Origin of the sequence: Dactylosporangium sp. NPDC050588, assembly GCF_040654975.1 — a bacterium.
Taxonomy (GTDB): Bacteria; Actinomycetota; Actinomycetes; order Mycobacteriales; family Micromonosporaceae; genus Dactylosporangium; species Dactylosporangium maewongense.
The window spans coordinates 1-25,782 of record NZ_JBFAJA010000078.1; the positions used below are offsets into that span (position 1 = coordinate 1).

General features: G+C 71.2%; 27 protein-coding genes and 4 tRNA genes. 12 read left to right on the plus strand and 19 right to left on the minus strand.

Annotated elements, in window-relative coordinates; translation table 11 throughout:
• Window positions 1-874: histidine kinase (locus tag AB0I21_RS41935; RefSeq protein WP_360569251.1), on the plus strand; the 874-nt coding region annotated here is incomplete at its 5' end.
• Window positions 875-1,165: 291 nt separating this feature from the next.
• On the opposite strand, the gene AB0I21_RS41940 is transcribed toward AB0I21_RS41935, so the two are convergent.
• A complete protein-coding gene (locus tag AB0I21_RS41940; RefSeq protein WP_360569252.1) occupies window positions 1,166-1,732 on the minus strand; it encodes a HEAT repeat domain-containing protein in 567 nt (188 codons plus the stop codon).
• A gap of 269 nt (window positions 1,733-2,001) precedes the next feature.
• Between AB0I21_RS41940 and asnB the strand changes: the two genes are divergently transcribed.
• From asnB to AB0I21_RS41970, 6 genes are all read left to right on the plus strand, one after another.
• A complete protein-coding gene (gene asnB / locus AB0I21_RS41945) occupies window positions 2,002-3,852 on the plus strand; it encodes an asparagine synthase (glutamine-hydrolyzing) (RefSeq protein ID WP_360569253.1) in 1,851 nt (616 codons plus the stop codon).
• Window positions 3,853-3,914: 62 nt separating this feature from the next.
• Window positions 3,915-3,986 (plus strand) — tRNA-Glu (locus AB0I21_RS41950).
• A gap of 3 nt (window positions 3,987-3,989) precedes the next feature.
• Window positions 3,990-4,062 (plus strand) — tRNA-Thr (locus tag AB0I21_RS41955).
• 3 nt (window positions 4,063-4,065) lie between these two features.
• A tRNA-Thr gene (locus AB0I21_RS41960) sits at window positions 4,066-4,137 on the plus strand.
• A 13-nt stretch (window positions 4,138-4,150) separates the two neighbouring features.
• Window positions 4,151-4,223: transfer RNA gene (locus AB0I21_RS41965), tRNA-OTHER, on the plus strand.
• A 1-nt stretch (window position 4,224) separates the two neighbouring features.
• A complete protein-coding gene (locus AB0I21_RS41970; RefSeq protein ID WP_360569254.1) occupies window positions 4,225-6,543 on the plus strand; it encodes a hypothetical protein in 2,319 nt (772 codons plus the stop codon).
• A gap of 155 nt (window positions 6,544-6,698) precedes the next feature.
• On the opposite strand, the gene AB0I21_RS41975 is transcribed toward AB0I21_RS41970, so the two are convergent.
• Window positions 6,699-7,145 (minus strand): hypothetical protein, encoded by a 447-nt coding sequence (locus AB0I21_RS41975; RefSeq protein WP_360569255.1) that lies wholly within the window; start codon window positions 7,143-7,145, stop codon window positions 6,699-6,701.
• Between the two features lie 348 nt (window positions 7,146-7,493).
• Between AB0I21_RS41975 and AB0I21_RS41980 the strand changes: the two genes are divergently transcribed.
• Entirely contained in the window at window positions 7,494-8,177 is a 684-nt protein-coding gene (locus tag AB0I21_RS41980; protein WP_360569256.1) for a ThuA domain-containing protein, read from the plus strand.
• Window positions 8,164-8,688: a LamG domain-containing protein gene (locus tag AB0I21_RS41985; RefSeq protein ID WP_360569307.1), complete on the plus strand. Its 525-nt coding sequence runs from the start codon at window positions 8,164-8,166 to the stop codon at window positions 8,686-8,688. The genes AB0I21_RS41980 and AB0I21_RS41985 overlap by 14 nt, the downstream gene beginning before the upstream one ends.
• A 289-nt stretch (window positions 8,689-8,977) precedes the next feature.
• Here the strand turns inward: AB0I21_RS41985 and AB0I21_RS41990 are convergent, their stop codons facing one another.
• Window positions 8,978-9,250, minus strand: a complete 273-nt coding sequence (locus AB0I21_RS41990) for an SHOCT domain-containing protein (RefSeq protein ID WP_360569257.1) — start codon at window positions 9,248-9,250, stop codon at window positions 8,978-8,980.
• Here AB0I21_RS41990 and AB0I21_RS41995 point away from each other — a divergent pair.
• On the plus strand, window positions 9,228-9,596 hold the full coding sequence (locus tag AB0I21_RS41995; RefSeq protein ID WP_360569258.1) for a hypothetical protein: 369 nt from the start codon (window positions 9,228-9,230) through the stop codon (window positions 9,594-9,596). The two genes, AB0I21_RS41990 and AB0I21_RS41995, sit on opposite strands and share 23 nt — an antisense overlap.
• Here the strand turns inward: AB0I21_RS41995 and AB0I21_RS42000 are convergent.
• The 10 genes from AB0I21_RS42000 to AB0I21_RS42045 all read right to left on the minus strand — a co-directional run bounded on the left by AB0I21_RS42000 (window position 9,591) and on the right by AB0I21_RS42045 (window position 18,853).
• On the minus strand, window positions 9,591-10,103 hold the full coding sequence (locus AB0I21_RS42000; protein ID WP_360569308.1) for a DUF305 domain-containing protein: 513 nt from the start codon (window positions 10,101-10,103) through the stop codon (window positions 9,591-9,593). The two genes, AB0I21_RS41995 and AB0I21_RS42000, sit on opposite strands and share 6 nt — an antisense overlap.
• A gap of 335 nt (window positions 10,104-10,438) precedes the next feature.
• Window positions 10,439-11,170 (minus strand): C39 family peptidase, encoded by a 732-nt coding sequence (locus tag AB0I21_RS42005; protein WP_360569259.1) that lies wholly within the window; start codon window positions 11,168-11,170, stop codon window positions 10,439-10,441.
• 377 nt (window positions 11,171-11,547) lie between these two features.
• On the minus strand, window positions 11,548-12,336 hold the full coding sequence (locus AB0I21_RS42010; protein WP_360569260.1) for a class I SAM-dependent methyltransferase: 789 nt from the start codon (window positions 12,334-12,336) through the stop codon (window positions 11,548-11,550).
• Window positions 12,333-13,055, minus strand: a complete 723-nt coding sequence (locus tag AB0I21_RS42015) for an ABC transporter permease (protein ID WP_360569261.1) — start codon at window positions 13,053-13,055, stop codon at window positions 12,333-12,335. The genes AB0I21_RS42010 and AB0I21_RS42015 overlap by 4 nt, the downstream gene beginning before the upstream one ends.
• A gap of 1 nt (window position 13,056) precedes the next feature.
• Entirely contained in the window at window positions 13,057-14,028 is a 972-nt protein-coding gene (locus AB0I21_RS42020; RefSeq protein WP_360569262.1) for an ABC transporter ATP-binding protein, read from the minus strand.
• A gap of 14 nt (window positions 14,029-14,042) precedes the next feature.
• Window positions 14,043-14,804 carry a CPBP family glutamic-type intramembrane protease gene (locus tag AB0I21_RS42025; protein ID WP_360569263.1) on the minus strand — a complete coding sequence of 254 codons (762 nt, stop codon included), beginning with the start codon at window positions 14,802-14,804 and terminating at the stop codon, window positions 14,043-14,045.
• The gene (locus AB0I21_RS42030) at window positions 14,801-15,487 is read right to left on the minus strand and encodes a CPBP family glutamic-type intramembrane protease (RefSeq protein ID WP_360569264.1); all 687 of its coding nucleotides are present in this window, start codon (window positions 15,485-15,487) and stop codon (window positions 14,801-14,803) included. Before AB0I21_RS42030 ends, AB0I21_RS42025 begins: the two co-directional genes overlap by 4 nt.
• Complete coding sequence (locus AB0I21_RS42035) at window positions 15,462-16,817, minus strand: YcaO-like family protein (RefSeq protein ID WP_360569265.1); 1,356 nt, start codon at window positions 16,815-16,817, stop codon at window positions 15,462-15,464. The genes AB0I21_RS42030 and AB0I21_RS42035 overlap by 26 nt, the downstream gene beginning before the upstream one ends.
• Window positions 16,814-17,905 carry a TOMM precursor leader peptide-binding protein gene (locus tag AB0I21_RS42040; protein WP_360569266.1) on the minus strand — a complete coding sequence of 364 codons (1,092 nt, stop codon included), beginning with the start codon at window positions 17,903-17,905 and terminating at the stop codon, window positions 16,814-16,816. Before AB0I21_RS42040 ends, AB0I21_RS42035 begins: the two co-directional genes overlap by 4 nt.
• A 3-nt stretch (window positions 17,906-17,908) precedes the next feature.
• Window positions 17,909-18,853, minus strand: a complete 945-nt coding sequence (locus AB0I21_RS42045) for a SagB/ThcOx family dehydrogenase (protein WP_360569267.1) — start codon at window positions 18,851-18,853, stop codon at window positions 17,909-17,911.
• A gap of 194 nt (window positions 18,854-19,047) precedes the next feature.
• Between AB0I21_RS42045 and AB0I21_RS42050 the strand changes: the two genes are divergently transcribed.
• Window positions 19,048-19,176, plus strand: a complete 129-nt coding sequence (locus tag AB0I21_RS42050) for a hypothetical protein (protein WP_360569268.1) — start codon at window positions 19,048-19,050, stop codon at window positions 19,174-19,176.
• Between the two features lie 386 nt (window positions 19,177-19,562).
• Here the strand turns inward: AB0I21_RS42050 and AB0I21_RS42055 are convergent, their stop codons facing one another.
• Window positions 19,563-20,522 (minus strand): DMT family transporter, encoded by a 960-nt coding sequence (locus AB0I21_RS42055; protein ID WP_360569269.1) that lies wholly within the window; start codon window positions 20,520-20,522, stop codon window positions 19,563-19,565.
• A 76-nt stretch (window positions 20,523-20,598) separates the two neighbouring features.
• On the opposite strand from AB0I21_RS42055, the gene AB0I21_RS42060 reads away from it, so the two are divergent.
• A complete protein-coding gene (locus AB0I21_RS42060) occupies window positions 20,599-21,153 on the plus strand; it encodes a CGNR zinc finger domain-containing protein (RefSeq protein ID WP_360569270.1) in 555 nt (184 codons plus the stop codon).
• 104 nt (window positions 21,154-21,257) lie between these two features.
• Here the strand turns inward: AB0I21_RS42060 and AB0I21_RS42065 are convergent, their stop codons facing one another.
• The 5 genes from AB0I21_RS42065 to AB0I21_RS42085 all read right to left on the minus strand — a co-directional run bounded on the left by AB0I21_RS42065 (window position 21,258) and on the right by AB0I21_RS42085 (window position 25,776).
• Window positions 21,258-21,869, minus strand: a complete 612-nt coding sequence (locus AB0I21_RS42065) for a hypothetical protein (RefSeq protein WP_360569271.1) — start codon at window positions 21,867-21,869, stop codon at window positions 21,258-21,260.
• Window positions 21,859-22,194, minus strand: coding sequence for an alpha-glucosidase C-terminal domain-containing protein (locus AB0I21_RS42070; RefSeq protein WP_360569272.1), 336 nt, complete (start codon window positions 22,192-22,194; stop codon window positions 21,859-21,861). Before AB0I21_RS42070 ends, AB0I21_RS42065 begins: the two co-directional genes overlap by 11 nt.
• A gap of 92 nt (window positions 22,195-22,286) precedes the next feature.
• Complete coding sequence (locus tag AB0I21_RS42075) at window positions 22,287-23,204, minus strand: carbohydrate ABC transporter permease (protein WP_360569273.1); 918 nt, start codon at window positions 23,202-23,204, stop codon at window positions 22,287-22,289.
• Entirely contained in the window at window positions 23,201-24,472 is a 1,272-nt protein-coding gene (locus AB0I21_RS42080; RefSeq protein ID WP_360569274.1) for an ABC transporter permease subunit, read from the minus strand. Before AB0I21_RS42080 ends, AB0I21_RS42075 begins: the two co-directional genes overlap by 4 nt.
• The gene (locus AB0I21_RS42085) at window positions 24,472-25,776 is read right to left on the minus strand and encodes an extracellular solute-binding protein (RefSeq protein ID WP_360569275.1); all 1,305 of its coding nucleotides are present in this window, start codon (window positions 25,774-25,776) and stop codon (window positions 24,472-24,474) included. The genes AB0I21_RS42080 and AB0I21_RS42085 overlap by 1 nt, the downstream gene beginning before the upstream one ends.
• Window positions 25,777-25,782 lie beyond the last annotated feature (6 nt).

A 25,782-nucleotide genomic window follows, 5' to 3' on the forward strand; every position in this document is an offset into this window, starting at 1 on the left:
GGCGGGAGGCCCCCCCGCGTCGGTCGGCGCGCCGATCTTCGTCGCGGGGGGGGTCTGGGGCGTCGTCGTCGCCCTTGGGCGGGGGGCCCCCCCCCCGCCGCTCGGCATCGAGCATGAGCTCGCGAAGTTCACCGAGCTCGTCGCGACCGCGATCGCCAACACCGAGAGCCGGGCGGAGCTCACCGCGTCGCGGGCCCGGCTCGTCTTCGCCGCGGACGAGGCCCGCCGCGGCATCGAACGCGAGCTGCACGACAGCGTCCAGCAGCGGCTCATCTCACTCGGGCTGGAGCTGCGCTTCGCCGAGGCGATGATCCCCAAGGAGTTCGGCGAGGTACGGTCCAAATTGGCGGACACCGCCGCAGGGCTATCCGCCGCCTTCGAGAACCTTCAGCGGATCGTCCGCGGCATCCACCCGGCACTCCTCTCCCAGGGCGGACTGGTCCCCGCGGTCAAGGCGCTCGCCCGCCGCAGCGCGGTCCCGGTGGCGGTGCACGGCGGGCTGAACCATCGCCTGCCCGGCTACGTCGAGGTCGCCGCCTACCACGCGATTTCGGAGGCGCTCGCCAACTCGGCCAAGCGCGCCGACGTCTCGGAGGTCTCCGTGGAGATCGACGTCATCGCCGACGACTCGGCGATGGACGAGTCGGCGCCCGGCGCGATCCTCGCCGTGACCGTCCACGACGACGGCGCCGGCGGCGCGGACCCGGACCAGGGCTCCGGCCTGGCTGGCCTGCGCGACCGCGTCGAGGCGCTCGGCGGCACATTGACACTGACCAGCCCGGCCGGCTCCGGCACGTCCGTCAACGTGAAGCTGCCCATGGGCGGCCAAGGCCGGCAGGGTCCGGAGTCCGACCAGTCAAGTGGCGGAACGTGACGGAGCACGGCGCAGCGACATGGTTTGGCCGCCTCACCGGTCTGCCCGGGCAGCAGCCACTTGACGTGCAGAAAGGTCACGTCCTGCCACCCGCAGTGCGCCGAACCCGCGTAGGACTCGACGGCCTTGTCCTGGTCGGCGCCGCTGCTCCAGTAAACGACGTCAGCGGCGCCCGAACCGCAGGCCGCGGCGACGAGGACGCCGCCGATCCAGTGCACAGAGCACGGCCCACCTGGATCTGGAGCCGACCATTTCTTGCGCCCCCTTCACCGGTGAGCCGCCCGTCCGTCGTCAGATGCCGGCGCCGAGCTCCTCGACCAGACCGTAGCTGGCATACTCGCGCACGTCCTCGTCGTCGTCCTCGGTGAGTACTCGCAGCGCCGCGAGTGCCGCCTCCTCCGGCGCCGCCGGATCCACGAGGCTCGGAATGCTCGCCGCCACTCGGAACCGGACCTCCGCGTCGGGATGGCCGGCCAGCCGCAGCACCGCCGGCAACGCGCCGGGCACCTCGTTGTAGCCGGTCGCCGACACCACCCACGGCAGCACGTCCGGATGCGTCTCGCGGTCGAGGAGGTCGAGCAGCACCGGCCAGTTCCCGCGGCGCAGATCAGCGGCGGCCGGGTCGTCACGGCCGACCTCCCGCATGACGCGCACACCAAGCTCCCGACGGCGTGGGTCCGCATCGCCTGCGAGCGCCCAGGCGGTCCGGAACACCTCGGGCGTGGCACGTTCGTGCAGCGCCACCAGGTGCTCCCAGTGCCACTCCGAATCGTCGTCGCGGACCTCGGCCTCCGCCGCGGCGAACAGCTCCGCCGTCGACAGGTGCAGCGGCGAACCAGGTGCCTGAGACCCGGTCACGACATCGCCTCCCCCATCGTCAGAAACCCTTACCATGTGGATGGTACGAACTCTTGAAGAGGTCGGTGGAGACCCACCTGCGAAAACCTGACAGTCCCCACCCTCCGGGGGTGCTTGCAGGCGAACGCGGCTCTGGAGCTGCCACGAGAGCAGTGGCATGTTGAGAATCTTCGGGCTGCCTACGGTGTCCTGCTCGCGTCGTTCCGGTGCAGCCGCAAGTCAGGCGTTGCGGGCGATTGTGCCCGGCGCTCGACGGGTACGGGCAACCTATGTGTGGAATTGTCGGATGGGTCGCGTATGACCGGAATCTCGTCCATGAGCAGTCGGCGCTCCGGGCCATGACGGCCACCGCCGCGCTCCGCGGACCCGATGCCGAAGGGCTTTGGCTCGATCAGCACTGCGGCTTCGGCCATCGCCGGCTGGCCGTGATCGACCTGGCGGGCGGCGTTCAGCCCATGCTCGCCGAAGAGGAGCGGCAGCCGACCGTCGCCCTCACCTACAGCGGGGAGGTCTACAACTACCGGGAGCTGCGCGCGGAGCTGCGCGCGCTCGGACACGACTTCCGGACCGACTCCGACACAGAGGTCGTGCTCCACGCGTACCTCGAGTGGGGCGAGGATTTCGCCGAACGGCTCAACGGCATGTACGCCTTCGGGGTGTGGGACGGCCGCCAGCAGCGCCTGCTGCTGGTCCGGGATCGAATGGGGGTGAAGCCGCTGTGCTTCCATCCGACGCCGGACGGGGTGCTCTTCGCCTCGGAGCCGAAGAGCATTCTGGCCCATCCGGACGTGTCGGCCGAGGTGGACCTTGACGGGCTGCGGGAGCTGCTGGCGCTGGTGAAAACGCCGGGGCACGGCGTTTATCGCGGGGTGCGCGAGGTCCGGCCGGGCCACGTTGTCGTCGTTGACCGGGATGGAACTCGGACGCGCCGCTACTGGGGGCTGTCGGCGCGGCCGCATACGGACGACCTCGACACGACCGTACACACCGTGCGAGACCTGCTGGAAGACATCATCCGTCGGCAGTTGATAGCGGATGTACCGCTGTGCACCCTGCTGTCCGGTGGGCTCGACTCGTCGGCGGTCACCGCGCTCGCCGCTCTCGGGTTGCGGGAACAGGGGCTCGGGTCGGTGCGCTCGTTCGCGGTCGACTTCGTCGGGCAGACTGAGCACTTCCACCCGGACGCGATGCGGCCGGAGCCGGACACGCCCTACGCCCACGAGGTCGCCGAGCACGTCGGCTCCCAGCACGCCGACATCATGCTGAACAGCGGCGATCTGACGGATTCGTTGTACCGCACGGAGGTCATGGTCGCCAACGACATCCCGACCAGCCTCGGCGACCTGTACACCTCCTTGTTCTTGCTCTTCCGCGCGGTGCGGGAGCACTCGACCGTCGCGTTGTCCGGCGAGTCGGCGGACGAGGTGTTCGGCGGGTATCGCTGGTTCCACGACCCCACCGCGGTCAACGCCGACGGGTTCCCCTGGCTGACCGCGCTGCCGGATCGACCGGGCGGCACACAGGGGCTGTTCGCCCCGGAGTTGGAGCGCGCGCTGGATCTGCACGGGTACCGGGACGCCGCCTACCGGCAGGCACTGACCGAGGTCGATCACCTGCCCGACGAGTCGCCGGCCGAGCACCGGATGCGCGAGATCTCCTACCTGCACCTGACCCGATTCCTGCAGATCCTGCTGGACCGCAAGGACCGGATGAGCATGGCGCACGGGCTGGAGGTCCGCGTGCCGTACTGCGACCACCGGCTGGTGGAGTACGTCTACAACACGCCGTGGTCGATGAAGGCATTCGACGGCCGGGAGAAGAGCGTGCTGCGCGCCGCCGTCGCCGACCTGCTGCCCGAGTCGGTCCTGCGCCGGCAGAAGAGCCCGTACCCGTCGACGCAGGATCCGGTGTACGAACGGACGTTGCGCCAGTCGTTGATCGAGGTCGTCGACGACCCGCAGGCACCGATCGCGGAGCTGATCAACCCGCCGCGGATCCGGGAGACGCTGGCCGCCCCGCTGGAGGAGAGCGGGTTCGGGATGAGCCGGCGCTCGGTCGAACTGCTGCTCGGCCTCAACCTGTGGCTGCGCCGCTACCCGGTCCGGCTGACGCTCACCTGATCGAGGCCGGCGAAAAACGGGAGGACCGGGAGAGCACCGGGCTTGTATGGTCGGGATCGCGACGACGTGGAGCTCGGCAGCAGAGCACCGGGCTCTCAACCCGGAGGGCGCGGGTGCGACTCCCGCCGCGTCGGCCTCGACATGAAGCTCAGTCAGCAGAGCACCGGGCTTGTTACCCGGAGGGTGCGGGTGCGACTCCCGCCATGTCGGCAGCGACGTGTAGCTCAGTCAGGAGAGCGCCGGCTCGTAACCCGGTGGGCGCGGGTGCGACTCCCGCCACGTCGGCGACGCACGACGACAGCGTGTAGCTCAACGAGACAGAGCGCCGGGCTTGGCCCCGGTGGGTGCGGGTGCGAGGCCCGCCACGCTGGCATGGCCGCGAACACCGACCCCACCCCGGACCCGACCACTTCCCCGACGGGGGCACCGACCGGCGTCAACCTCGGCTACGCCGTGGACCAGTTGACGCGGGCGCTCGTCACCGCGACGACGCACGAGGACGCCGACACGCGCCGCCGCGCCGACCGCCGCATGGAGCGGTGGGGCGCCGTGCTGCGCGGCGTCCTGGACGGGAAGCTGACGATCGGGTCTCGCACACCGGTCAAGGACCTGCCCGCGTGGGTCACGCCGGGTGTCGTCCGGGGTGGCTTCGCGACCGGGTCGGCGGCCGCCGAGGGCCCGTTGCTGCCGCACGAGCAGGCGCTCGCCACGAGGATGCGTGTTGCCGCCGACCGAGCGGAGTTGTTCCGCCACCACCTGAGCAAGCACGGCCTGACCGAGCTGTGGACGCTGCTGGACAGCGGCGCGTTCCGGGTGGACCTGCCGGAGGAGGCGGCCCTGCTCACCGTCGCGTGGCTGGTCCGGGCCGGTGACGACGAGGCCGCGTCGGCGGTCGTGGAGGAGATCGCGCCGTTCGCCGGGCGGCTGCGGTTCGCGCCACAGCCGACGGACTCCGCGGCGGCCGACCCGTCGATCGTGTGGCGGCACAGCGCGGGCGAGGTCCGGGAGGAGCTTGCCGCCCGCCGCCCCAACCCGCGGATCGAAGCGATGCGCGAGGCGCTCACGGTCTGGAACCCGTTCGCCGACGAACTGCTCACCCACTGGCTCGCCACCGTCGTCGACGGCCGGGTCGCCGAGCGGGCCGACGAGGCCTGGACGGCCCGTTCCCGGACGCTGCTGGCACGGTACACCGCGCTCGCCGACCGGCACCGGCACTGCACGAAGCACCGCAACCGCAAGCAGAACCTCGCCATTCTGCGCAACGCCCTCGCCGAGCACCTCACCGGGCACGGTCTCACCCCGCGCACCCGGGGACTGTTGCAGCACGCGGTCGACAGCATGGTGCGCCGTCGAGGTGCGCCCGGCTCACCTGCGCACACCGCGCTGCGCGCCGAGCAGGCTGCCATCGGCGCCGTGCCGACCCACCACGGGATCGCCCGGGTCGTCGTCGCGCGCCTGGCCGCCCTGCCGCAGCACGTCGGGGTCCGCGACGTCGACGCCGTCCTGCGGCCGGTCGAGGCCGGCGAGGCACCCGAGGCGGCGATCCCGGTCGGGACAGCCGTCCCCGACGCGTTCGGCACCGCCGTGCGTCGCGCCGCCGCCGGCACCGTCGAGGAGCTCCTCGACGCCGGTGTCGTCCCGTCGGCCGAGGTCCTGGCCATGCTCGTGCCGCAGCTGGCGGCGGCGAGCACCGCCGCCGCATACCGTGACCCGGCGCTGCGGCAGTTGATGACGGCGACCTACCGCGCCTTCCGCAACCGCCGGTCGCTGCTGCTGCTCAACCTCGAACACCAGGTGCGCCTGGAGGAACTGCCGTGGGTGCGGGCGGTGCAGGCCCACCGGCACGCCGACGCCGACACGCGCGGCGCCGCAGCCGGGGCCCTGCGCCGGCTCGGCGAGCTCACTCTGGATGCGTTTCCGGCGACTGTACTGCCGAACCCGCTGGTCCGTGAGCTCAGCGCGCTCGGGGCCGAGTCCGGTCTGCGGCTGCCCTGGGTCGAGGAGCTGGCAGCCGACATCTTCATGGGGACGTTCTCCGGCAAGTACCTCGCCGCCGCGCAGATCGCCGGCGGTCTGCTCACCGGCAGCCTGTACGAGCGCTACTACGGCATCGACTACGCCGCCCTCACGGCTGTCGACGACGTCCACAGTGGACGGTACGGCGCCCGGACGTCGCCGACGTTCGACGCGCTGTGCGGCGAGCGGGCACGGGCGAGCGGATCGACCCGTTCGGGCTCGGTCGCCGCCAACGGCACGGTGATCGAGCAGGCGCAGATCCTCACCACCCACAACCTCGCCACCCTCGTCGGGCCGGCCGGCGTCCGCCCGGCCGGCGACTGGGCGACGCTGGCGTGGCGGGCGTTCGTGAAGGCGAAGACCCTCGCCGCGCAGGTGCCGGCCAGCCCGCATCCGCTGCCGGTCGTCAAGGACATCGCGTACGCCTGGCGCCACCTCGTGTTCTTCCTGTCGATGCCCGGCGCCGATCCCGCCGGGTTCGTCCGGACGGCACGCAACGACGCCGACGGTCTGCCGTTCCACGTCCAGATCCGGCTCCAGCCCGCGATCGGCGGCCTCGAGCACGTCGTCACCGGCGGGACGTTCCCCCCTGACGGTACGGCGGCTCCGGACCGCCGGCGGCTGCTCGGCTGGTCGACCGGCGGCCACTGGATGCTGCCTTCACGGTCCGCCTGACCACGGGCACAGCGGGGCGGTGTCGGGGCGGTCGGGTCCGAGGACCCGCAGCCGTCGGTGAGCACCTGTTTGCAGGCGGCTGGCGGCGCCGGCCGGGTCCGCGGCCCAAGTGGGCCGGCCGCGCCGCGGAGCGACAGCGGCCGGCCCTGAGGCCATCAGCAGCTGATGGTGAGGGTTGACGACCACCTGTAGTTGACGCCGTTCTTCTGGAGCAGCGCCCGGTAGTCATGCGTGCCGTCGCAGTCCCACCACGCGGTATTCGAACCGTCGTTGCTCCAACGCGAGGTCCTGTCGAGCTCCTCCCAGCCATACCAGCGGGACCGGAAGAGCACGACCTCCCATGGTCCGGTGCCGCAACCCTGGGTCGCACCCGTGGAGTACACCCAGTAGTTGCCGGAGATCGTGCCACGGGCAGGGTTTGCGATGGTGGCACTGCAGGCAGCGCTGGCCGGAGTTGCGGTGGCGACGGTGAGGCCCGCTGCGGCAAGCGCGCAGGTGATGAACGACATGACGATTCTTCGGCTGACTCTTCCCACCGGGGAATCCCCTTTCATCGGGGCGACCGGCATCGGCCGGTTCGCCTTGTTGTCCTTGATTCGCATGGCCCCTGGTCGGTGCCGCTGGGGTTGCCCGCTCAGCATGTGGACGGCCTGGGTTGTCCGACACTGCTCGCTGCGCCAGACAAACAAGGTCGGACAATCCCGTCGCAGCAGCTGACGCCCGCCGACCTCGAGCCAGTACCAGCCCTCGAAGAACCCGGACCAGCACTTTGTTCACAGTCCTACTGGTGGTGGTATCCGCCATGCCGAACCCCAAGGGATGTCTCATGAAAGTGCGCCGCTGGTCCGCCCCGTTCCCCTCTTCGCGCATGCCGATCGATGGCGGGGGCGGGCGTTCGCCCCGCTCGCTGCGGCGTTCGTCGCGTCGGTCATGCTTGCCGGATCGGCGGCGTGCTGTTCGACGCGTCCCAGCGCAGCGCGCTGGAGGCCTACATCCGCGGTGGCGGCGGCTACATGGGCATGCACTACGCCGGATGGTCGGTCGGTCAGAGCGAGCACGACGTCAACCCGTTCTACTACCGCCTCGTCGGCGCCGTCTCCGAGGGGCACCCGGAGAACCCCGGCGTCCGCCCCGGTCGCGTGTTCGTCTCGGACGCCAACCACCCGCTGGTCCAGGGCGTCACCGCCTCGATCACCCGCAGCGACGAGTGGTACGACTGGGTCGTCAACCCCGCACCCAACGTCCGCACCCTGATCGAGGCCGACGAGTCGTCCTACGGCGGCGGCGCCAACGGCTCCCCGCACCCGCTCACCTGGTGCCAGAAGATCGACTCCGGCCGCTCCTGGTACACCTCCATGGGCCACGAGGGCACCGCCTACAGCGAGCCCTACATGCGCGCCCAGATGAAGAACGGCCTCGCCTACGCCGCCGGGCTGCTGAGCGCCGACTGCTCCCCGCCGCCGCCGGCCGCCGGCCGCCGGTGTCCCGATCCGCTACGAGTTCGAGGAAGGCACGGGCACCACGGGCGCCAACACCGGCACCGTCAGCTCGGTCGGCGCGGCCGTCCTGACCGGCACCACCGGCTGGTCGACCAACGGCGTCCTCGGCAAGGCGATCAACCTGCCCGGCGGTAGCACCGCCAACGCGGTCGACCTGCCGGACAACCTGTTGCAGAACGCGACGAACTTCACCACCGGGTTCTGGGTGCGCCCCGACACCAAGAGCAACTGGACCAGCATGTTCCACATCGGCGACGGGCTGGGCTCCGCCGGGAGCTACTTCCACATCCAGATGCAGACCCAGGCGAACGGCAACACCGGGCTCGCCGCCACCTTCAAGGCGAAGACCGGTCCCGAGGAGCGGGTCCATGCCACTCCCGTCCGGGACGTGGTCGCCGGCCAGTGGAACCACGTGGCCTTCACCCGTCAGGGCTCGACCGCCACGCTGTACCTCAACGGCGTGGCGATCGCGACCCGCACGGACCTGACGGTCACCATGGCCGGCATCGGCCCGACAGCCAACAACTGGCTGGGCCGCAACGGGTACGGCGACGCCGCGTTCGACGGTCTGATCGACGACTTCCGCCTGTACGGCTACGAGCTCAGCGCCGACCACGTGACGCAGCTGTACTCGGGTCGCCGGTGAGCGCGCTCTTCTAACGGGAGCGCCCACGCCCGCGCCCGGTCGGACTGACGGTCACGATCCGAGTGAGCGTGGAATACATGGCAACGTGGGCCCCTGAATCTCTCCCGGGGCCCACGTTCGTACTGATCGGGTATTGCCTGTGGGGCTCTGTTGCGTTGCCGGGCTGCATGATCAGGCAGACACCGCCCCGCCAGTCCCGTCCGATGCGCGGATGGAAGAGCCGGCCGCGAACACCGCGGTGTTGAGGATGACCAGTGGCCACAGCCCGTAGGCGGCGCCGGTGTCCGCGTCAACCTCCGGGTCCATGGGTGTGAGCGGCGCCGCTCAGGACCTGCAGCCGGCGCGTGTACTCGTCCTCATCGATCTCGCCACGGGCGAACCGGTCGGCCAGCACCTGCTGCGGTGTGGATCGTTGGCCGCTCGACGCATCGACCTGGCTGCCGCGACCCACGCCGCGAACGAGCAGTACGATGCCGGCGATCACCAGGCCCCAGAACAGCAGGTTGCTCACGGTCATGAGGACGATGCCCCAACCGCCCATGCCGTTGCCCCAGTACATCATCGTGATCTCCTCCGTCCAGCGGCCGGACTGCTGCCGGCTGGCCGTGGGTTTGGTCGTGGTCCTCGGCGGCCGGGCCGCCGCGTTCACCGGCTTGGCCCTGCCCGCCGCGGCCATCGTGCATGCCGCCCAACATCAACAGCATCATCGGACAGGCCAGCGCGAGCACCGCGAACAACAGGACGTACGCCGGCACCCCGAATGCGACGGCCCCGACGATTCCGATCGCCGCCGCGATTACGTACAGACCCGAGGGTTGGCGTTTCATGACGCCCCCTTCATGCCGCTCTACCTCTATCGTGCCGCGGTGCGCGGCCGCCTCCACCTTGTACGCGCAGCGTGCTCATGAATGCGACTGGCCGGCCATCTGCTGCATCGCAGCGATCTCGGCCTGCTGTGTCTTCACGATACGGCCGGCGAGAGCCTTGGCGTCCGGGTTGGTTCCATGGGCCAGCTCCGCCTGGGCCATCATGACCGCTCCCTGGTGGTGAACGATCATCATCTGGAGAAACAGCTTGTCGAAGTCGGTGCCGGTCGCCGCCTGGAGCTTTGCCATGTCTGCGCTCGACATCATGCCCGACATCGTCGGCATCCCGCTCGGCATCATCCCGCTCGGCATCATGCCGTTCGGCGATGCTCCGTTCGGCATCATGTTGCTCGGCATGCAATGCATCTCGGGACAGCTCGGCATCATGGTCGGCCGGCCCCAGGCGACCAGCCAGCCCTTCATCGTTGCGATCTCCGCCTTCTGCCCGGTACTGATCTTGGCGGCGAGTTGTTTGACGTCCGGATCGGTCGCCTTCGTCTCGGCGAGGGCGGCCATCTCCACGGCTTGCTCGTGGTGCGGGATCATCATCCGGACGAACACCGCGTCGACGTTGTTGAAGGTGGGGTTGACGCTGACGCTGCCGTTGTTCGGTGCCGTAGGACCACCGCCACCGCTTGCGGTGTCGCTGCAAGCGGTGAGCGCGAAGCCGGCGCCGCACCCTGGCCATCAGCAGCACCTGGATGAGCAGCAGGTCGGCCGAAACCAGTCCGGTCAGCCGGCCGATGGACGTAGCGCCGGCAGCCAGCGAGCCGAGGCCGTGCAGACCGCCACCGGACACCCACAGCGTGACCACGAACAGGACGCTGGACGCCAGCCACCACGACGCCGCCCTGCCACCGTCAGGTGATCGGCGATGCCGGGAATCAATACGAGTAGCCGCGCGAGGAGATCCAGTCGGCCAGCTTGGGAGTGCGCAGCCAGTAGGTGCCGTCCCCACTCGGGTTGGCCGGGTCGGCGATCTTCACCGTGCCGCCGCCGTCACGGTATCCGACGATCGTCAGGTAGTGACCGCCTTCGTAGGCGTGCACGGCACCGGCGGTGTCGGTCACGTGTCCGGCGATGTTCGCCACGATTGCCCGTCCGCCGCCGACCGTGGTCAGCACGTCGGTCCGGAGCTGCGCGGCCTGCGCGGGCGTTGCCGGGTAGACCGGGATCTCTCTGGTCCGGTACAGCATGCGGCCGTGCCCGAGCAGCTGGTTGAGCACGCGGGTGGTGTCGAGGGCCGAGTCCGTCCCGTTGGTGGTGGTGCCCAGCATGGCCGCGGCCTCGTCCTGACTGACGGCGTGGCCGGCTGCCGTGAGCGCGATCCGGGTGGCCGCCGGCCCGCAGAAGTAGTAGTTCGGCTGCAGCTGGAACTGGTACTTGAGGAGCATCGTCGCCGGCGCGGACGGCGCCGCCCCGCCGGCCTTCGGTGGTTTCGTGGTCAGCGCCGCGCCCGCCGCTGCGGTGCGCTCAGACGGCGGATCGCCGAGCTGACTGAGCACGATGCCGGCCACGGCCGCCGCGGCGAGCATCACGCACATGGTCACCGCCATCCGCGGCCGGCGGACATCCCCGGCGCGGTGGGACTGCGGCTGGACGGATTCAAGGTTCACAACGAGTCTCCAGTGGCCCGGAGCAGGGCGATCGATACGGGCATGACGTGCGGCGACACGCGATGCACAGCCATCGGGCCGCAAGAAGTGATGCTCTCCTTACGCGTCCGCCTACCGGGTCAGCTGACGGCGGTGGGTCCCCGGCTCGTGCGTGCACGACTCAGCGAGCCTGCCGGCGTCACCTGCTGTGAGCATGAACCGGACCAAGCGACCCATGACGTTACGCAAGGGGCACTGCCATGCCAAGGCCCGCTAGCTGGAAGAAGCGGCACATCATCACTGTTCAGACCGACTACTCAATACGTTGACCCCGCCCAGGCGGAGGCGAGCCTGATGCCCGAGATCCCCGAGCCACGCGACCTGCTCCAGCGCCGGACTCAGCCGCCGCGGCGAGGTTCGAGGGCGACCACGCCGTCGACGACCGTGCGGCTGGAGGCGCCGTACCGGGGTCGCGGCACCGGCAGGGCCCGGTAGGCCACGACCCGCCAGCCCGGCTCCTCCAGCGGCGTCAGCGAGTCCAGCCCGAAAAGCGCCAGCCCACCGGGGACGCGCTGGGCAAGGGTCTGCATCTGCCTGGCGGAGTCCGCGCTGACGATGTCGGCGATCCAGTGCGCGGCGCCGGTCCGGCTCGCGAGCGTGGCCGCCAGCGCCGTGACCGCTCCGGCCGGCAGGTACACCAGCAGGCCCTCGGTGAGCACGATCACGTCGCCGGATCGTCCCGTCTCGTCCACCACGGCGCTCACCGCGGTCTCGTCGCGGACGTCCAGGCCGACCCGCCTCACCGGGCAACTGTGCGGCCGGCCGTGCAGGGTCCGGTCCTTCAGCTCGACGACGGCGGGGTCGTCGGCCTCGACCAGCTCGCGGCATCCGGGCAGTCGCATCCGGTACGGCCGCGTGCAGAAGCCGGCCCCGAGGTTCACCACCGCGGCCCCCGGCCGTCGCTCGAGCGCATCGACGAGCATGCGGTCGATGAGGACGGTCCGGGCGACAACCTCGTCCCGCCCGGCGTCGGCGAGCCGCGCGATCGGCGCCGCCGCAGCGGTGGGCGTGAACAGCTCGGCGAGCGGGTCCGACACCCGGGGGCGCGGAAGGCGGCTCTCCGCGGCCCGGCAGGCCGCCGCTGCGTACGCGGTGGCCTGCACGGTCCGGTCGACGAGGGGGTTCATTCCCAGCGGAACAGCCAGGCGGCGCCGGCGGCGCAGACCACGACGGTGCCGCCCAGCACCGCGACATCGACGCCGATGGAGTCGCCTCGGTCCAGCCACGCCCATTGCAGCGCGTCGATCGCGTACGTCAACGGGAGGGCGTCGCTGATCTTGCGCATCCAGTCGGGCATCAGCTCGAGCGGGACGGTGGCGCCCGTCAGGAAGATCATCGGGAAGTACACCAGGTTGGCGATGACCAGGGCCGTCTGCTCGCTTCTGGCGATGGAGGCGATCAGCAGGCCGATGCCGAACATGGCGGCGCCGGAAAGCAGCGCCAGACCGGCGAACGCGAACGTCCGCTCCGGCGCGTGCAGACCGAACACGAGCGAGCCGACGACGACGAGCAGGGCGATGCCCAGCACGCAGATGACGATGTTGATCAGCAGCTGTGCGGTGAGGAAGACGGTCGGCCGGGCGGGGGTGCCCCGCAGCCGGCGCAGAAACCCGCGGGAGCGGTGCTCGACCATGCCCAGCGGGAAGCTCATCAGCCCGGCGACGGCGAGGACGAGGCCGACGTAGGCGGGCACGGACACGTCGACGGTGCCGAGGCCGTCCCACAGGTCGGACGGCTTGTTGCCGTAGATGCCGCCGAAGATGCCCAGCACCATGACCGGGAACACGAGGCCGAAGAACAGCGGCGGGAAGTTGCGCAGCATCCGCCTCGACTCGAACGCCAGCACGCTAGGAAACATCGACGTTGTCCGCTTCGCTCGAGGCCGTTCCGGCGGCCTGCCCGGTCAGGTTCAGGTACGCGTCGTCCAGCGAGGCCGGCAGCTCCCGCGCGGTGGTGCCGTTTTCGGCCAGGACCCGGTCGACGTCCCCGCGGCGCGCCGGTCGCACCTCGAGCATCAGCCGCTGCCCGGCCGGCTCCACCCGCACCCCGGAACCCAGCCCGGTGAGGCTTTCGGCCAGCTTCCGGTTGCCGCCGGCGCCGTCGAGCACGAGCCGGGCCGAGTCGCCGGCGTGGTCCCGGATCAGCTCGGTGGGTGTGCCGGTGGCTACGATGCGGCCCTTGAGCAGCACGTTGACCCGGTCGCAGAGGTACTCGACCTCCTCCATGTGATGCGAGGTGATCACGATGGTGAGGCCGTCGCCGTTGCGGCGGCGCAGTTCGTCCCAGACCATGCGCCGGGCGGCCGGGTCCAGGCCGTTGGTCAGCTCGTCGAGGAAGACCACCTGCGGGTTGTTCAGCAGCGCCAGAATCAGTGACAGCCGCTGCTGCTGCCCGCCTGACAGTTTGACGACCTGGCTGCGCCGCTGCTCGCTCAGGCCGAACCGCTCGAGCAGCTCGATGTGATCGGCCGGGTCGGGGTAGAACGACGCGAAGAGCCGGCAGATCTCCTCGACCGTGGTGCGGGGCGGGTAGACGAGCTGCTGGAGCTGGATGCCGGCGATGCGGGTCATCCGCGTACGGTCGGTGGCCGGGTCGAAGCCGCCGACGCGGATCGTGCCCGTGGCCGGTTTCCGCAGCCCTTCGATGCACTCCAGCAACGACGTTTTGCCGGAGCCGTTGGGCCCGATCACGCCCACGACCTGGCCCTTGTCGGCGCTCAGGTCGACACCGTCGACGGCGACCAGGTCACCGTAGCGGACGGTGATGTTCCGGGCGTCGACGAATGGCTCGGCGGCGCTTGCTTCTGCTTCTCGACTCACCGTTGTCGGCCTCCTCATCGGGGCACTGCGGCCGCGACGGGAGCGACCCGGCGCGAGCTGGTCTGGGTGTAGTAGGCGGCGAACGAGGCATGCACCGCGATCGCCGGGAGGACGCTGCCCTCGACGATCACCAGCAGCCCGCACACCACCGCGAGCACCACGCTGGACAGCGCGAGCACGGTGGCCTGCAGGGCCGTCTCGGTCAGCAGTACCTGGCCGACGGTGAAGGCCGCGCCGCTGATCGCGATGGCGGCCCACACCGGTGTGTCGCCGGCCAGCAGGCCGCCGAGGAAGACACCGCGGAAGTAGAACTCCTCGACGGCGGCGCTGGTCGCCGGGACGATGTACCGCCATGCCCGGGGTAGCGCCAGGATCTCGGCGATCCAGCGGACGCCGGTGACCGCGCCGGGCACGTCGGTGCGGGGTCGCACGGCATAGAGGATGGACATGGCGAATGCGGTCAGCGCGCTGGCGCCGGCGGCGGTCAGCACCAGCAGACCGACGTCGTGCGGGGTGACGTGCCAGGCGAGCAGGGCGGCCACGTCGAGGCCGCCCCAGTACACCACGAGGGTCGACGCGAGGACACCGCCGGCCAGGTACACCAGGGTGCCCAGGATCGGGAACACGTATCGGCCGGGCAGCCCCGTGCGGCCGGCGATGGCCAGGCGTACCCGTTGGCGGGTGCGGTTGCGCCGGAAGGGCAGCCGGTACAGCGCGAGCCAGGCCGCGGTCGCCACGACAGCGACGGCGGTGAACACCGCCGCGTCGCGGGTCACGAAGGCTCCCGGCGCCGCAGCACGGTGAGCACGACCACGTTCTGCACCACGTGCGCCACCATCGGCACGAGCACGTTGTCGCCTCCCAGCAGGTACAGCAGGCCGAACCCGATGCCGGTCAAGGTCTTCTGCGCGACGGTCATGGCGCCGAAGTAGAGGTGGTTGAGGCCGTACACGACCGCGGTGACCAACAGCGCCGCGGCGGCCGGCCAGCCCAGGACGACTCCCAGCAGGTGCAGTCCCACGCCCCGGAACAGCACCTCCTCGGCAGCGGCGACGCCGACCGCGGCCAGCACCACCCAGACCGATCCCCCGCCCGCGAGCCGGTGCAGCGCGATGCCGGCCAGTCGCCGGTGCCGGACCGCCAGCCATGCGGCGCCGGTGGCCCATTCCAGCACCGGGGCAAGGCACCCGAACGCCACCGCGGCGGCGTACCAGCGCCAGTCGACGGGCGAGGACAGGTCCCACCGCATCGGTGCGAGCGTGGCGACCAGCGCCGCCATGGCCATCAGCGCCACGGCGAACACCAGCTGCCCCCGCACGGCCGGGTCGAGTCTGCGCGGCGCCGCGCCGCGAGCGCCGGTGCCGCCGAGCACCCCGGACAGGGTCAGCCGGAACGCCTGCGCCGGGAACGCCGCGCAGAGCAGTACCAGCGCGCTAAGGCAGAGGGTGCGGGTGGACATTCGTCACTCCGCCGTGCGCGACCATGCGCGGATGCGCCTTCGGCGGCATCCCGGGCAGGCACATGCTGAGCAGTTCGGGGATGAGGACGCGAACCACTTTCCAGTCGGTGCCGGCCAGCTCCGGCGGCGTGATGTCGAGGTAGGTCGCCCAGCGGCTCACCCCGGCCACCATCTCGAGCAGCGACTCGAGCGTCGACGCTCCGTCCAGCGGGGCGATCTCGGAGAGCTTCACGGACCCGCTGAACCGCTCGGCGACGATGGCGCGCTTGCGCTCCGCGTCCTGCGGTCCGGCGTAGAACAACACGTTGGAGTCGAGGTCCAGGTACGGCGAGGAGTTCGTCGCCGCGTGCACCGCCGTCGTGTCGAAGATGGCGCTGTACATGCCGAGGCCGAGGATGGCCGCGCTCTCCATCGCTCCGCGCAACAACGCCGAGCGCGGGTCGGCGTCGCCCTGCACCCCGAAACTGAGCATCGGCAGCGCGTCGGTCTTGCGGTCCATGTACACGCCGATGGTCGGCAGTGGGAGGTCGGGTCGGGTCAGGTGGATCGCCCGGACCCGATAGTCGGCATCCGGCCCGAGGTTCATCGTGGCCAGCACCCGCAGCGCGTCCTCGTCGTCGACGACGACCTGCGGACACGGATTCGGGGTGTACCAGTTGAGAATGAACGAGTCGATCTGCACCGCCTCGATCAACGCGTTGCGCAGCGCGTTCTCGAGGCTCACGTGTGCCGCCGTGCCGGTCGAGAACGACGGGGTGAAGAGCAGGTCGCCGTGCGCCGCCGAGGTGGTGAAACCGAGGAAGAACAGCTGCGCGGGGACCCAGAGGTCCTCCCCCGGCCGGGTCAGCGCCGGGCAGCGCACCCACGCGATGACGTCGTCCTCCGTGGGCGGGCGGTCGGCGTACCGGTGCAGCCGCGAGGCCAGGGTGCGCTGCTGTTCCGGACCGAGGATGCCCAGGTACTCCAGTGGCAGGCACTCGCCCTCGGCCGACAGCTCGCGCCGTGAGGCGTACCGGAAATCCTGGTCGAACAGGCGGATCGCGACCATCGCGGCGTACCGCTCGACGCTTTCCCCCATCATCTTGATCATGGCCTCTTCCTGGTACAGGCCGTACCCGCTCAGGTGGTACTGCACCTGCAGATGCGGGTCACCCATGATCAGGCGGTGGTAGTGCGGCATGGTCGCCGTCATCGCCCGCATCCGGGGCTCGCCCGGGATGTCGGCGACGGCGACGAAGAACCCCGGCATGATGCCGGTCTGGTTCGCCCCCAGGTGCTTGTACCGCCGCAGCAGCCGCGTCATCGGCGGGTAGTGCGACACCGCGCTCATCGCAGCACCCCGGACACGATCCGGTCCACGGCCGCCCGGCTGTTGAAGTTGATCTCGCGGATCCGCTGGCGGGACACCTTGCCGCAGCCCGGGCAGGCGGGCATGCGCAGCAGGTCCTGCGTCTGGATCTCCAGCGTGGGCAGATGCACGCCGAGCACCCGGCCCGACAGCCGCGACACGCCCACCGTCGCGTGCAGGTATCCCTCGGTCAGCGCCAGCGTGGTCAGCAGGCTCATCATGGGCGCGTCCGCGGCGCGCGGTGCCGCGGACCCGACCGGCGAGCGGGCGAAGTCGTGATAGGACACGTGGTCCTCCAGCCGCGCCAGCGCCCGCTGCTCGAAGCACTCGAAGCAGCCGGTGTGCGGGGACTTCAGGCCCACCACGGACACGAACGGCCCGTCGATGAACGCGCACACCCACGGCACGTCGCGGCCTTCCAGCACACGATTGATGTTGCGCAGCAACGGCAGCGCCGGTCGCTGCAGGCACGTGACCAGCGCCGCCGAGCCGGTCAGCGCCGGAGTCAGGTCAGCCATGGCCTGCTCGGTGGCCAGGCCGTCGATACGGGACGTGAGGTCGGCGCTCGAGAGGCGCTCGACCGTCTCCGGGGCGAGCGGCGCCAGCCGCAGCCGCATCCCGGCCGCCAGGTGCTCGGCCTGCGCCGTGGCCGCGGCGGAGTCCGACAGGAAGGCGACCTCACCGCTCGGCGGCTCGCCGTCCCCCGGGTACGGCGACACCATCCGGCCCAGCAGCGCCGCGGTCACCGCGTCCTGGCTGTCGCGCTCACGCGCGGGCACGAACAATCCGGCCTGTGCCAGGTCGGCGAAGAGGCGCTCGATGTTGGCCGACTCGATCGGCTGCAGCCCCGGATCCAGGTGGTCGGCGACGCGCACCGGCCCGGCGGCCGCCGCGCGCAGCGCGGCCCGCACGGTGGCCCCCACCGCCGGCGACTCGCGGCTGACGTCGATCACCGCCTCCTCGAAGTTCCACACCCCGGTGCGGATCCGGAAGCGGCCGGCGCTGTCCTCCACCAACCGCGCCGTGCTTGCCAGCAGGTAACTGTCCATCATGGACTCGTCTGCGCTCACCGACTACTCTCCCTGCCCGACCACGCTCACGTGCACGACGTGGCTGGTCAGGCCGTCCAGGTCCAGCATCTTCTCGATCGTCTGCTTGTCGTAGCCACCCTGGTCGCAGCCGGCCAGGCCGAGCGCCGTGCGGGCCAGGTGCAGGTTCTGCAGGATGGCGCCGACTTCGATGAGCCCGAACACGACACCCCCGTCGCCGTACTTGCGCGAGTTGTCGTAGAGGTTGTACGCGAACGTCATGACGAACCCGCTGCGCTCGACGTCCAGGTCGGGCGAGCGCAGCACCTGCGCCGGCGACAGCTGCGGATGCGGCGCGACCGGCGAAAGACCGTGGGCGTACGGCAGGTACTCGTACGCGCCGGGGGCGAGCCCCGCGACGTTGAACGCATGGACGTACAGCGTCACCGGGTAGAGGCCGCCGCCGGAGGCGACGGTGCGCAGCCCGATCACGCCGTGCGGGTCGGTCGGATTGCCGTACGGCAGGCTGCCGGTGGCACCCTGGCAGTGGAACAGCAGCGCCGACAGGTCGGCCATCGAGATCGGCTCGCCGCTGAACAGGCGGGTGCTGCGCCGCTCGGTGACGACCGCGGTCAGTCCCGCACGGATGGGTTTCGCGGCGGGCAGCTTGACGACGTCACGCAGGTCTTCCTCAAGGTCGGCGTGGCAGGAGGACAGGACCGCATCCGGCTCGTAGAACCGGCCGATGCCCATCTGGAAGCCCAGCCGAGCGTTGTCCGTGCGGTAGTTGAGCAGGAGTTCCTCGCCGGCGAAGGCGTCATCCCCGGTCGCCCATCGGCCCCGCACCACGGAGTCTGGGGTCCGGACGACCGTGGATGACGTATAGATCGAGACAATCGTGTGCTGCATCGCGAAGCTGCCGACCGCCCGGAGGTAGTCGTGGTCCTTGAGCGCTTCCTCGACTTCTTCCCTGGTGCGGCGGTAGGGCATGTCACTCCGATGCGAGCGCGGACAGGGAGGTGACCGGCAGCGGCCGGATCACCAGGAGCAGCAACTGGAGCAGCAGCAGTTGCCGCCGCCGCACGTGGTGGAGGCACCCGGAGCGACCGTGACGGTCAGCCCACCGGTGGCCGTGGTACCGATCTGGCCGGAGAAGCTGAGCAAGGCTGGTTTCCCTTCACTGGTTGGGCGTACAGGCCGACGACTACCACGAGCAGCAACTGGTGCAGCAGCAGTTGCCGCCGCCGCACGTGGTGGAGGCACCCGGAGCGACCGTGACGGTCAGCCCACCGGTGGCCGTCGTGCCGATCTGACCCGAAAAGCTGAGCATGCGATTCACCTCCCAACGGCGAATTGACGACATCGATCGATGCGATTTCGTCGGCCGCACGGTAACATGCGGATCAGAGGCGTATCCAGGATGTACTTTCACTGGTCAATGTGCATGGAGCACACTGGCCACGACTATTCATCCGGCGTACACACCTCCGCCGAGACCTGCGCACGAACCGTAAAGCGGTGAAGGCGAGGAGGCGGTCGACGCCGGCATCCCCACGAGTGGCACGAGGTCCCGGGCGGCCGCTGCTTCCGGCACGAACCGTTCACCCAGGACCTCAGCGGCATGCTCGCCCGGCTCCGCCGGGCGGCTGACCGCCTGCCGCACCTGCGGGCCCAGCGCCGGCATGCCGGCGTCGTCCGCTCAGGCCACTGGCACCGGGTCGGTCGGTTTTGCCGACGGCGCCTGCGGCTCGGGGGTGCGGAACTCGTCGATGCGGACCAGCACGACGCCGCCGATGATGAGCAGGCCGCCGACCAGCTGGATCATGCTGGGCAGCTCGCCCAGGACCGCCCAGGCGATGAGCACGGCGAACATGACTTCGGTCAGCCCGACGAATGAGGACAGCCGGGCGCCGAGGATGCGGGCCGCGCCGATGCCGGCGACGTAGGACACGACGGCCGCGACGATCGACAGCCCGGCGAGGGGCACCAGCCAGCTGACCTTGTGGCCGGCGAAGGTCACCGGGCCGAACGTGGCGTGCAGGGGCATCGCTCCGGCGGCACCGAGCGCGAGGAGTGCGAGCGCACCGGCTGCCATGCCGCCGCTGGCGAGCGCGACCGAGGGCAGTTCGTTGTCGGTGCGCGCGGAAAGGACGAAGTAGCCGGCGAGGCCGACGGCGGCGCCCAGGCCCCACAGGACACCGACGGGGTCGAGGTCGGCGTTGCCGGTGAGGTCGAGGACGAAGACGAGCCCGAGCACGGCGGTGACGGCGCCGGCGACGGTGAGCCGGCGGGGACGCTGCCCGTGCGCGGCCCACATCCAGCCGACGACGAGGATGATCCCGAGGTACTCCAGCAGCAGCGCCACCCCGATCGGCAGGTACTGCACGGCGTTGAAGAAGCAGGCCTGGGCGGCGCCGACGGCGAGGATGCCGAACAGGCCGAGCGTGCTGAGGTTGCGGCGCAGCACGTGCCAGCGGCCGCGCAGCGCGAGCACGGCCGGGACGGCCAGGATGAGCGCGGCGACCCCGACGCGGGCGGCGACGGCGGCCCCGGCCGACCAGCCGGCGTCGATGAGCGACCGGGCGAACGTGCCGGACGTCGCGAACGTGACGGCGGACAACAGGGCCAGTCCCAGCCCGGCGGTGTGTCGGCGCTGCATGACGCCCCCTCGGTCGTTGTCATGAGCTATAGCGGCTACACTCATGACACTAGGTAGACGGGCGACAGGAGTCAAGATGGTTTTCGCTCATGACACCGAGATCGCGCTGATCGCTGCCGCCGCACTGATCAACACCGACGGCAGCGCCGGCGAGCTGCTGGGTGACGTCGCCGCGCTCGACGCGTTCTTCGCCGAGCAGGGCTGGACCGGCCGGCACGAGCGCACCGACGCCGAACTGGCGGACGTCAGGGCGTTGCGGCCGCGGCTGCGCGAGCTCTGGCATGCCGAGGAGGACCGCGTCGTCGGCATCGTCAACCAGCTGCTCCGTGCGGCGCAGGCGTTGCCGCAGCTGGTCAAGCACGACGGGTATGCGTACCACCTGCACGCCACGCCGTCCGACGCGCCGCTGGCCGACCGCATGGCCGTCGAGGCCGCGATGGCCTTTGTCGACGTGGTCCGCAGCAACGAGCTGAGCCGGCTGCGCGTGTGCGCCTACCCGGGCTGCGGCGATGTCTTCGTCGACCTGTCCAAGAACCGCTCGAAACGCTTCTGCGACAACAGCTGTGGGAACAAGGCGGCGGTCGGCGCGTACCGGGCCCGCAAGGCCGCCGCCGGCTCGGGGCCGCCGTAGGCGGGCGGCGGCACGAAGTCGGGCCCGGGCTGGAACGCGAACCGGCGCGGCGACCGGCATGACGGGCACTCGACCGTCTCCATCGCGTCGGTGGCCGGCACCGTTCAGGACGCGGCCCGTGTGGTGGAGCGCAGCGTCACCGCGCCGCGTCCGCCGACGGAGAGGATCTGCCGGCCCCGGCCCGTGTGCGCCTCGCAGGTGACGCCGAGGACCTGCGCGGAGCGCATCAGCAGCCGCAACGACCGGCCGTCGGGTGCCCGCAGCCGCAGCCCCGCCCGGGAGTGCCGCGGCGCCCCGGTCAGCAGCGCACACCGCCAGACCACCACGGCCCGGGTCCGCAGCCGGGTCTCGTCCGCGGCACCGTCGCCGAGCAGCAGGTCGGCGGCCCGGGTCCACTCGTCCTGCAAGCGGGCCAGGACGCTGCCGGGTTCGGCAGCCGCGACGTCCACGACGAACGTCTCGTAGCGGCGGCGGATGCCCGCCTCCCGGCGGCCCGTCCAGCAGTCGACCTCCGGGACGGCCCGCATCACCTCGGCGAACCTGGCCGCCGCGTACTCGGCCTCGAACTCCACCCGCAGTGGCGCGCCGTCCCACGCGGCGGCGACCACCTCCCAGTCGGTGCGCCGCCGCGCCGCCGTCGCATGGCGCAGCGGCGCGGTCCCGGCCAGCAGCAGAAGGCTCGCCTCGAACAGGTCGGCGGCGTCCTCATCGGGCACGGGCACCGCCCCGGTTCCGGTCCGGCGCGACGATGCGGAACCAGTACGAGCCGTAACCGGGCAGGGTCAGCAGGTACGGCCGCCGCCCGATGCTCGGGAACGTCGTGTCGCCGGTCAGCTCCACCGGCACGTGACCGGCGAACCAGATGCAGTCGACGCCGAGCCACCGCAGGTAGTCCAGTTTGGACACCAGGCCGAGCTGGTCGCCACAGCCGTGGTCGTTGGAGTCGAAGCACGCCTGGGTGAGGACCTCGGAGAACACGGCCCGCCGGAACCAGTCGGGTTGGACCGGCAGCCGCCGGGCGGTGCGGGTGTGCTGGTGCATCGTCGTTCCCGTCGGATGGGTGGGGTGGGGACGCCGCACGGCCGGCGGGTCGTCGTCGACCGGCCGCCGCGGGCGGGGAACAGGTGGCGTCGTTACCGGGGCGAGCCGGCCACGGTGCTTTGCAGGAAGAACCGTTGGAACAGGAAGAAGACCAGCAGCGGCACGGCCATCGAGACGAACGCACCGGGAGCGATGACGTCCACATTGGACGGGAAGGAGCGCATCTGCTCCTGCAGCGCCAGGGTGATCGGCGCGTTGTCGGGCCGGGCGAAGACCAGTGCGACGATGAGGTCGTTCCACACCCACACGAACTCGAACACCGCCAGCGACGCCAGCGCCGGCCGGGCCAGCGGCAGCACGATCCGGCGGAGGATCACGGCCTCGCTGCCGCCGTCGATGCGGGCGGCCTCGATGAGGTCCGGCGGGATGGCCAGGTAGAAGTTGCGCAGGAGCAGGACCGCGAACGGGAGCCCGAACGCGACGTGGAACGCGACGACCGCGGGGATGGTGCCGGCGACACCGAACGCGGCGAACAGCCGCGCATCGGGGATCAGTGCCGTCTGGACGGGGACGGCGACGAGCCCGGCCAGGCTCAGCATGACGGCGTGCCGGCCCCGGAACGCCAGCCACGCCAGCGGGTACGCGGCGACGGCGCCGATCACCACGACGAGGACGGTCGCCGGGACCGAGATCAGCACGGTGTTCCACAGGGCGTGGGTCAGCCGGCCGTCGGCGACGAGACCGCGGTAGTTGCGCAGGGTGAGCTGCGTGGGCTCGGTCAGGACGGTCCACCAGCCGGCGCCGCTGTTGGCGGCGGGGCCGCGCAGGCTGACGATCGCGAGCCCGACGGTGGGGACGAGCCACCACAGCCCGACGGCGAACAGGGTGGCCTGCGCGGCCGTCACGGCGAAGCGGCGCGCGGCCCGGGCGGTGCGGCTCGGCGCGGGCGGGGGTGGTTCGGTCCCGGCGGGCACGAGCTCGGGTGCCTCGACCGCGGCGAACAGGCTCATGGTTCGCTCCTTCGCAGCCGGTGCACGTTGTACAGCACTCCGGGCAGGACCAGGACGAGCAGCAGCACGCCGAGGGCGCTGCCGCGGCCGATGTGGTCGAAGGACGACCGCCACATCTCCAGCGCGACGACGGACGCCGAACCCTGCGCGGACTCGGGGGCGAGCACCAGGACGAGGTCGAACACCTTGAGGACGTTGACGGTCAGGGTGACGAGGATGACCACGACGACGGGCCGCATCATGGGGACGGTGACGCGGCGCAGGATCTGCCAGTCCCCGGCGCCGTCGGTGCGGGCGGCCTCGATGGTCTCCTTCGGGATGCCGGCGAGCCCCGCGGTGATCAGGACCATCGCGAACCCGGCCCAGATCCATACGTACGCGCCGATGAGCGCCGGGGTGATCAGTGCCGGGCCGAGCCAGGTGAGGCCCGCGAACGGGGCGGTGAAGTTGTCCGCGGCGAGCCGCACGACGTAGCCGCCGCCGCGCAGCTGCGGCACGCTGAAGGTGCCGTCGGCGGCGGTGCGGGTCCGCGCGACGACGGCGCCGTCGCGGATCACCTCGACCGCCATGTCCGGCAGTCCCCGCTCGCCGGTGTCGACGGCGCCGGGTCGGCCGCCGACGGCGGTGAAGTCGGACCACACCACGCCGCGCACGCCGGCGCCGCCGTCCCCGCCGGTGCCGGCCTGCCGGGCCTGCGCCGGCAGTCGCTGCGGTGCCAGCCCGACCAGCGGCAGGAGCACGTTCTCGCCGGCGGTGACCGTGCCGGCGGTCTGGAGCGCCCCGCCCGCCGGCACGAGCGCCCGTTCGTCGCGTGGGCGCGCGCCGTGGTACCGCGACGGCGGCCGCACCGCGTCGTGGGCGGTGACGACGGCTGCGTTGAGCGCACCGCGGTCGGGGCTCTCGTCGTACACGAGGCGGAACGCGACACCGGCGGAGACCAGCGAGATCGCCATCGGCATGAACAGCACCACCCGGACCGCGGTGGCCCCGCGGACCCGCTGAGCGAGGAACGCGACCAACAGCCCGACGGCCAGGACCAGGTTCGGCGCCACGACGATCCAGATGGCGTTGTTGAGCAGCGCCCGACGGATCTGCGGGGTGGTGAGGATGTCGGCGTAGTTGGCGGTGCCGACGGCGGTGCGGCCGCCGGCGTCGTGGAAGCTCAGCCACAGTGTCTGCCCGATCGGGTAGACGAGCAGCACGGCGACGATCACGACGGCGGGCGCCAGGAACCACGCCGCGGTCGAGAACTTGGCGGTGCGCCCCATCACGCCGCCCCGTACGCCTTCGCCGCGGCGTCCTCGAGCCGGGCCGCGACCACCGCCGGGTCGCTCGCCGGTGCGGCGAGGTACGCCTGGAGCAGCCGCCACATGGACGCGCCGTTGCCGCCGCCAAAGCTGCGGGGTGTCATGTCGGACAGGTCGAAGCGCAGCGTCTCCGCGTGCAGCAGCGTCTCGGCGAGCTCCCGGGTGGTCGCGTCGGGGTAGACGGCCGTGTCCAGGTTCCGGTTCACCGACAGGAACCCGCCCCGCCCCGCCATGATCGCGGCCGCCTCCGGCGACGCCAGGTATGCCATGAGATCCATCGTCACCGGCCGGTCCGTGAACGCCACGGCGGCATCACCGCCCGCGACGACCATGTGGCCGGACCCGGCGAGCGACGGCCAGGCGAAGTGCCGGGCTTCGCTGCCGACCCGGTACACGCCGAGCTTGGCGATCTCGGTCGTGACGAAGTCCGCCTCGTACAGCATGGCCGAGGTCGGCTTCGCGCCGAAGACGTCCGCGACCGAACGGGTGAACGTCGTCTGCAGCGCGACCTTGGGGCCGCCCTGCAGGAACTGCGGCGCCGCCCAGTAGCGGCCCATGGTGCGCAGCGCCTCGACCACGGTCGGGTCCGTCCACGGCAGTTCGTGCGCGGCCAGCTGGTCGTACCGCTGCGGCCCGGCGAGCTGCAGGTAGACGTTCTCGAACCAGTCGGTGAGGGGCCAGCCGTCGGCGCCCGGGACCGTCATCGCCGGTGTGCCGGAGTCGACCAGGGTCTGCGACACCTCGGTCAGCTCGTCGAGGGTGGCCGGTGGACCCACCCCCGCGGCGGCGAACGCGTCGGCGCGGTACCAGATGACGGACTTGTTCGCGGCCTTGAAGTAGACGCCGTAGAGCTGCCCGCCGACGGTGCCGAGCTGCTGCCACTGCGGTGAGAAGTTCGCCCGGACCGCCGCGGCGACCGCGCCCGTGACGGGTTTCGCCGCACCGCTCGCGGCGTACTGGGCGAGGACTCCCGGCTGCGGGATCATCGCGACGTCCGGTGGGTTGCCGCTGCCGAGCCGGGACGACACCAGCACGCTGAGGTCGCTGCCGCCGGAGGTGTACCGCACCCGCGCGCCGGTCTGGTCGCCGAAGGCCCGCAGCACCCGTTCGAAGTTCGCCTGCTCGGCGCCGGTCCAGCTGCCCACCACCTCGACCGACTGCCCGGTGTAGCGGCCTGTCGCGGCGGCCGCGCCGGCCGAGCAGCCGGCGGCGAGCAGCAGGGTGCAGCACAGCCCGGCGGCGGTGCCGCGCCACCGTCTCAGCATCGCGGC

Excerpts from the sequence above, each read along its gene's own strand:
- AB0I21_RS42030 (WP_360569264.1), bottom strand. The coding sequence starts at position 15,487 with ATGTCCACCCGCACCCTCTGCCTTAGCGCGCTGGTACTGCTCTGCGCG.
- AB0I21_RS41995 (WP_360569258.1), top strand. The coding sequence starts at position 9,228 with ATGCCGTTGCCCCAGTACATCATCGTGATCTCCTCCGTCCAGCGGCCG.
- AB0I21_RS42055 (WP_360569269.1), bottom strand. The coding sequence starts at position 20,522 with ATGCAGCGCCGACACACCGCCGGGCTGGGACTGGCCCTGTTGTCCGCC.
- AB0I21_RS42045 (WP_360569267.1), bottom strand. The coding sequence starts at position 18,853 with ATGCCCTACCGCCGCACCAGGGAAGAAGTCGAGGAAGCGCTCAAGGAC.
- AB0I21_RS42060 (WP_360569270.1), top strand. The coding sequence starts at position 20,599 with ATGGTTTTCGCTCATGACACCGAGATCGCGCTGATCGCTGCCGCCGCA.
- AB0I21_RS41970 (WP_360569254.1), top strand. The coding sequence starts at position 4,225 with ATGGCCGCGAACACCGACCCCACCCCGGACCCGACCACTTCCCCGACG.
- AB0I21_RS42035 (WP_360569265.1), bottom strand. The coding sequence starts at position 16,817 with ATGAGCGCGGTGTCGCACTACCCGCCGATGACGCGGCTGCTGCGGCGG.
- AB0I21_RS42010 (WP_360569260.1), bottom strand. The coding sequence starts at position 12,336 with ATGAACCCCCTCGTCGACCGGACCGTGCAGGCCACCGCGTACGCAGCG.
- asnB (WP_360569253.1), top strand. The coding sequence starts at position 2,002 with ATGTGTGGAATTGTCGGATGGGTCGCGTATGACCGGAATCTCGTCCAT.
- AB0I21_RS42085 (WP_360569275.1), bottom strand. The coding sequence starts at position 25,776 with ATGCTGAGACGGTGGCGCGGCACCGCCGCCGGGCTGTGCTGCACCCTG.
- AB0I21_RS42070 (WP_360569272.1), bottom strand. The coding sequence starts at position 22,194 with ATGCACCAGCACACCCGCACCGCCCGGCGGCTGCCGGTCCAACCCGAC.
- AB0I21_RS41990 (WP_360569257.1), bottom strand. The coding sequence starts at position 9,250 with ATGATGTACTGGGGCAACGGCATGGGCGGTTGGGGCATCGTCCTCATG.
- AB0I21_RS42075 (WP_360569273.1), bottom strand. The coding sequence starts at position 23,204 with ATGAGCCTGTTCGCCGCGGTCGAGGCACCCGAGCTCGTGCCCGCCGGG.
- AB0I21_RS41975 (WP_360569255.1), bottom strand. The coding sequence starts at position 7,145 with ATGCGAATCAAGGACAACAAGGCGAACCGGCCGATGCCGGTCGCCCCG.
- AB0I21_RS42080 (WP_360569274.1), bottom strand. The coding sequence starts at position 24,472 with ATGGGGCGCACCGCCAAGTTCTCGACCGCGGCGTGGTTCCTGGCGCCC.
- AB0I21_RS42000 (WP_360569308.1), bottom strand. The coding sequence starts at position 10,103 with ATGATGATCCCGCACCACGAGCAAGCCGTGGAGATGGCCGCCCTCGCC.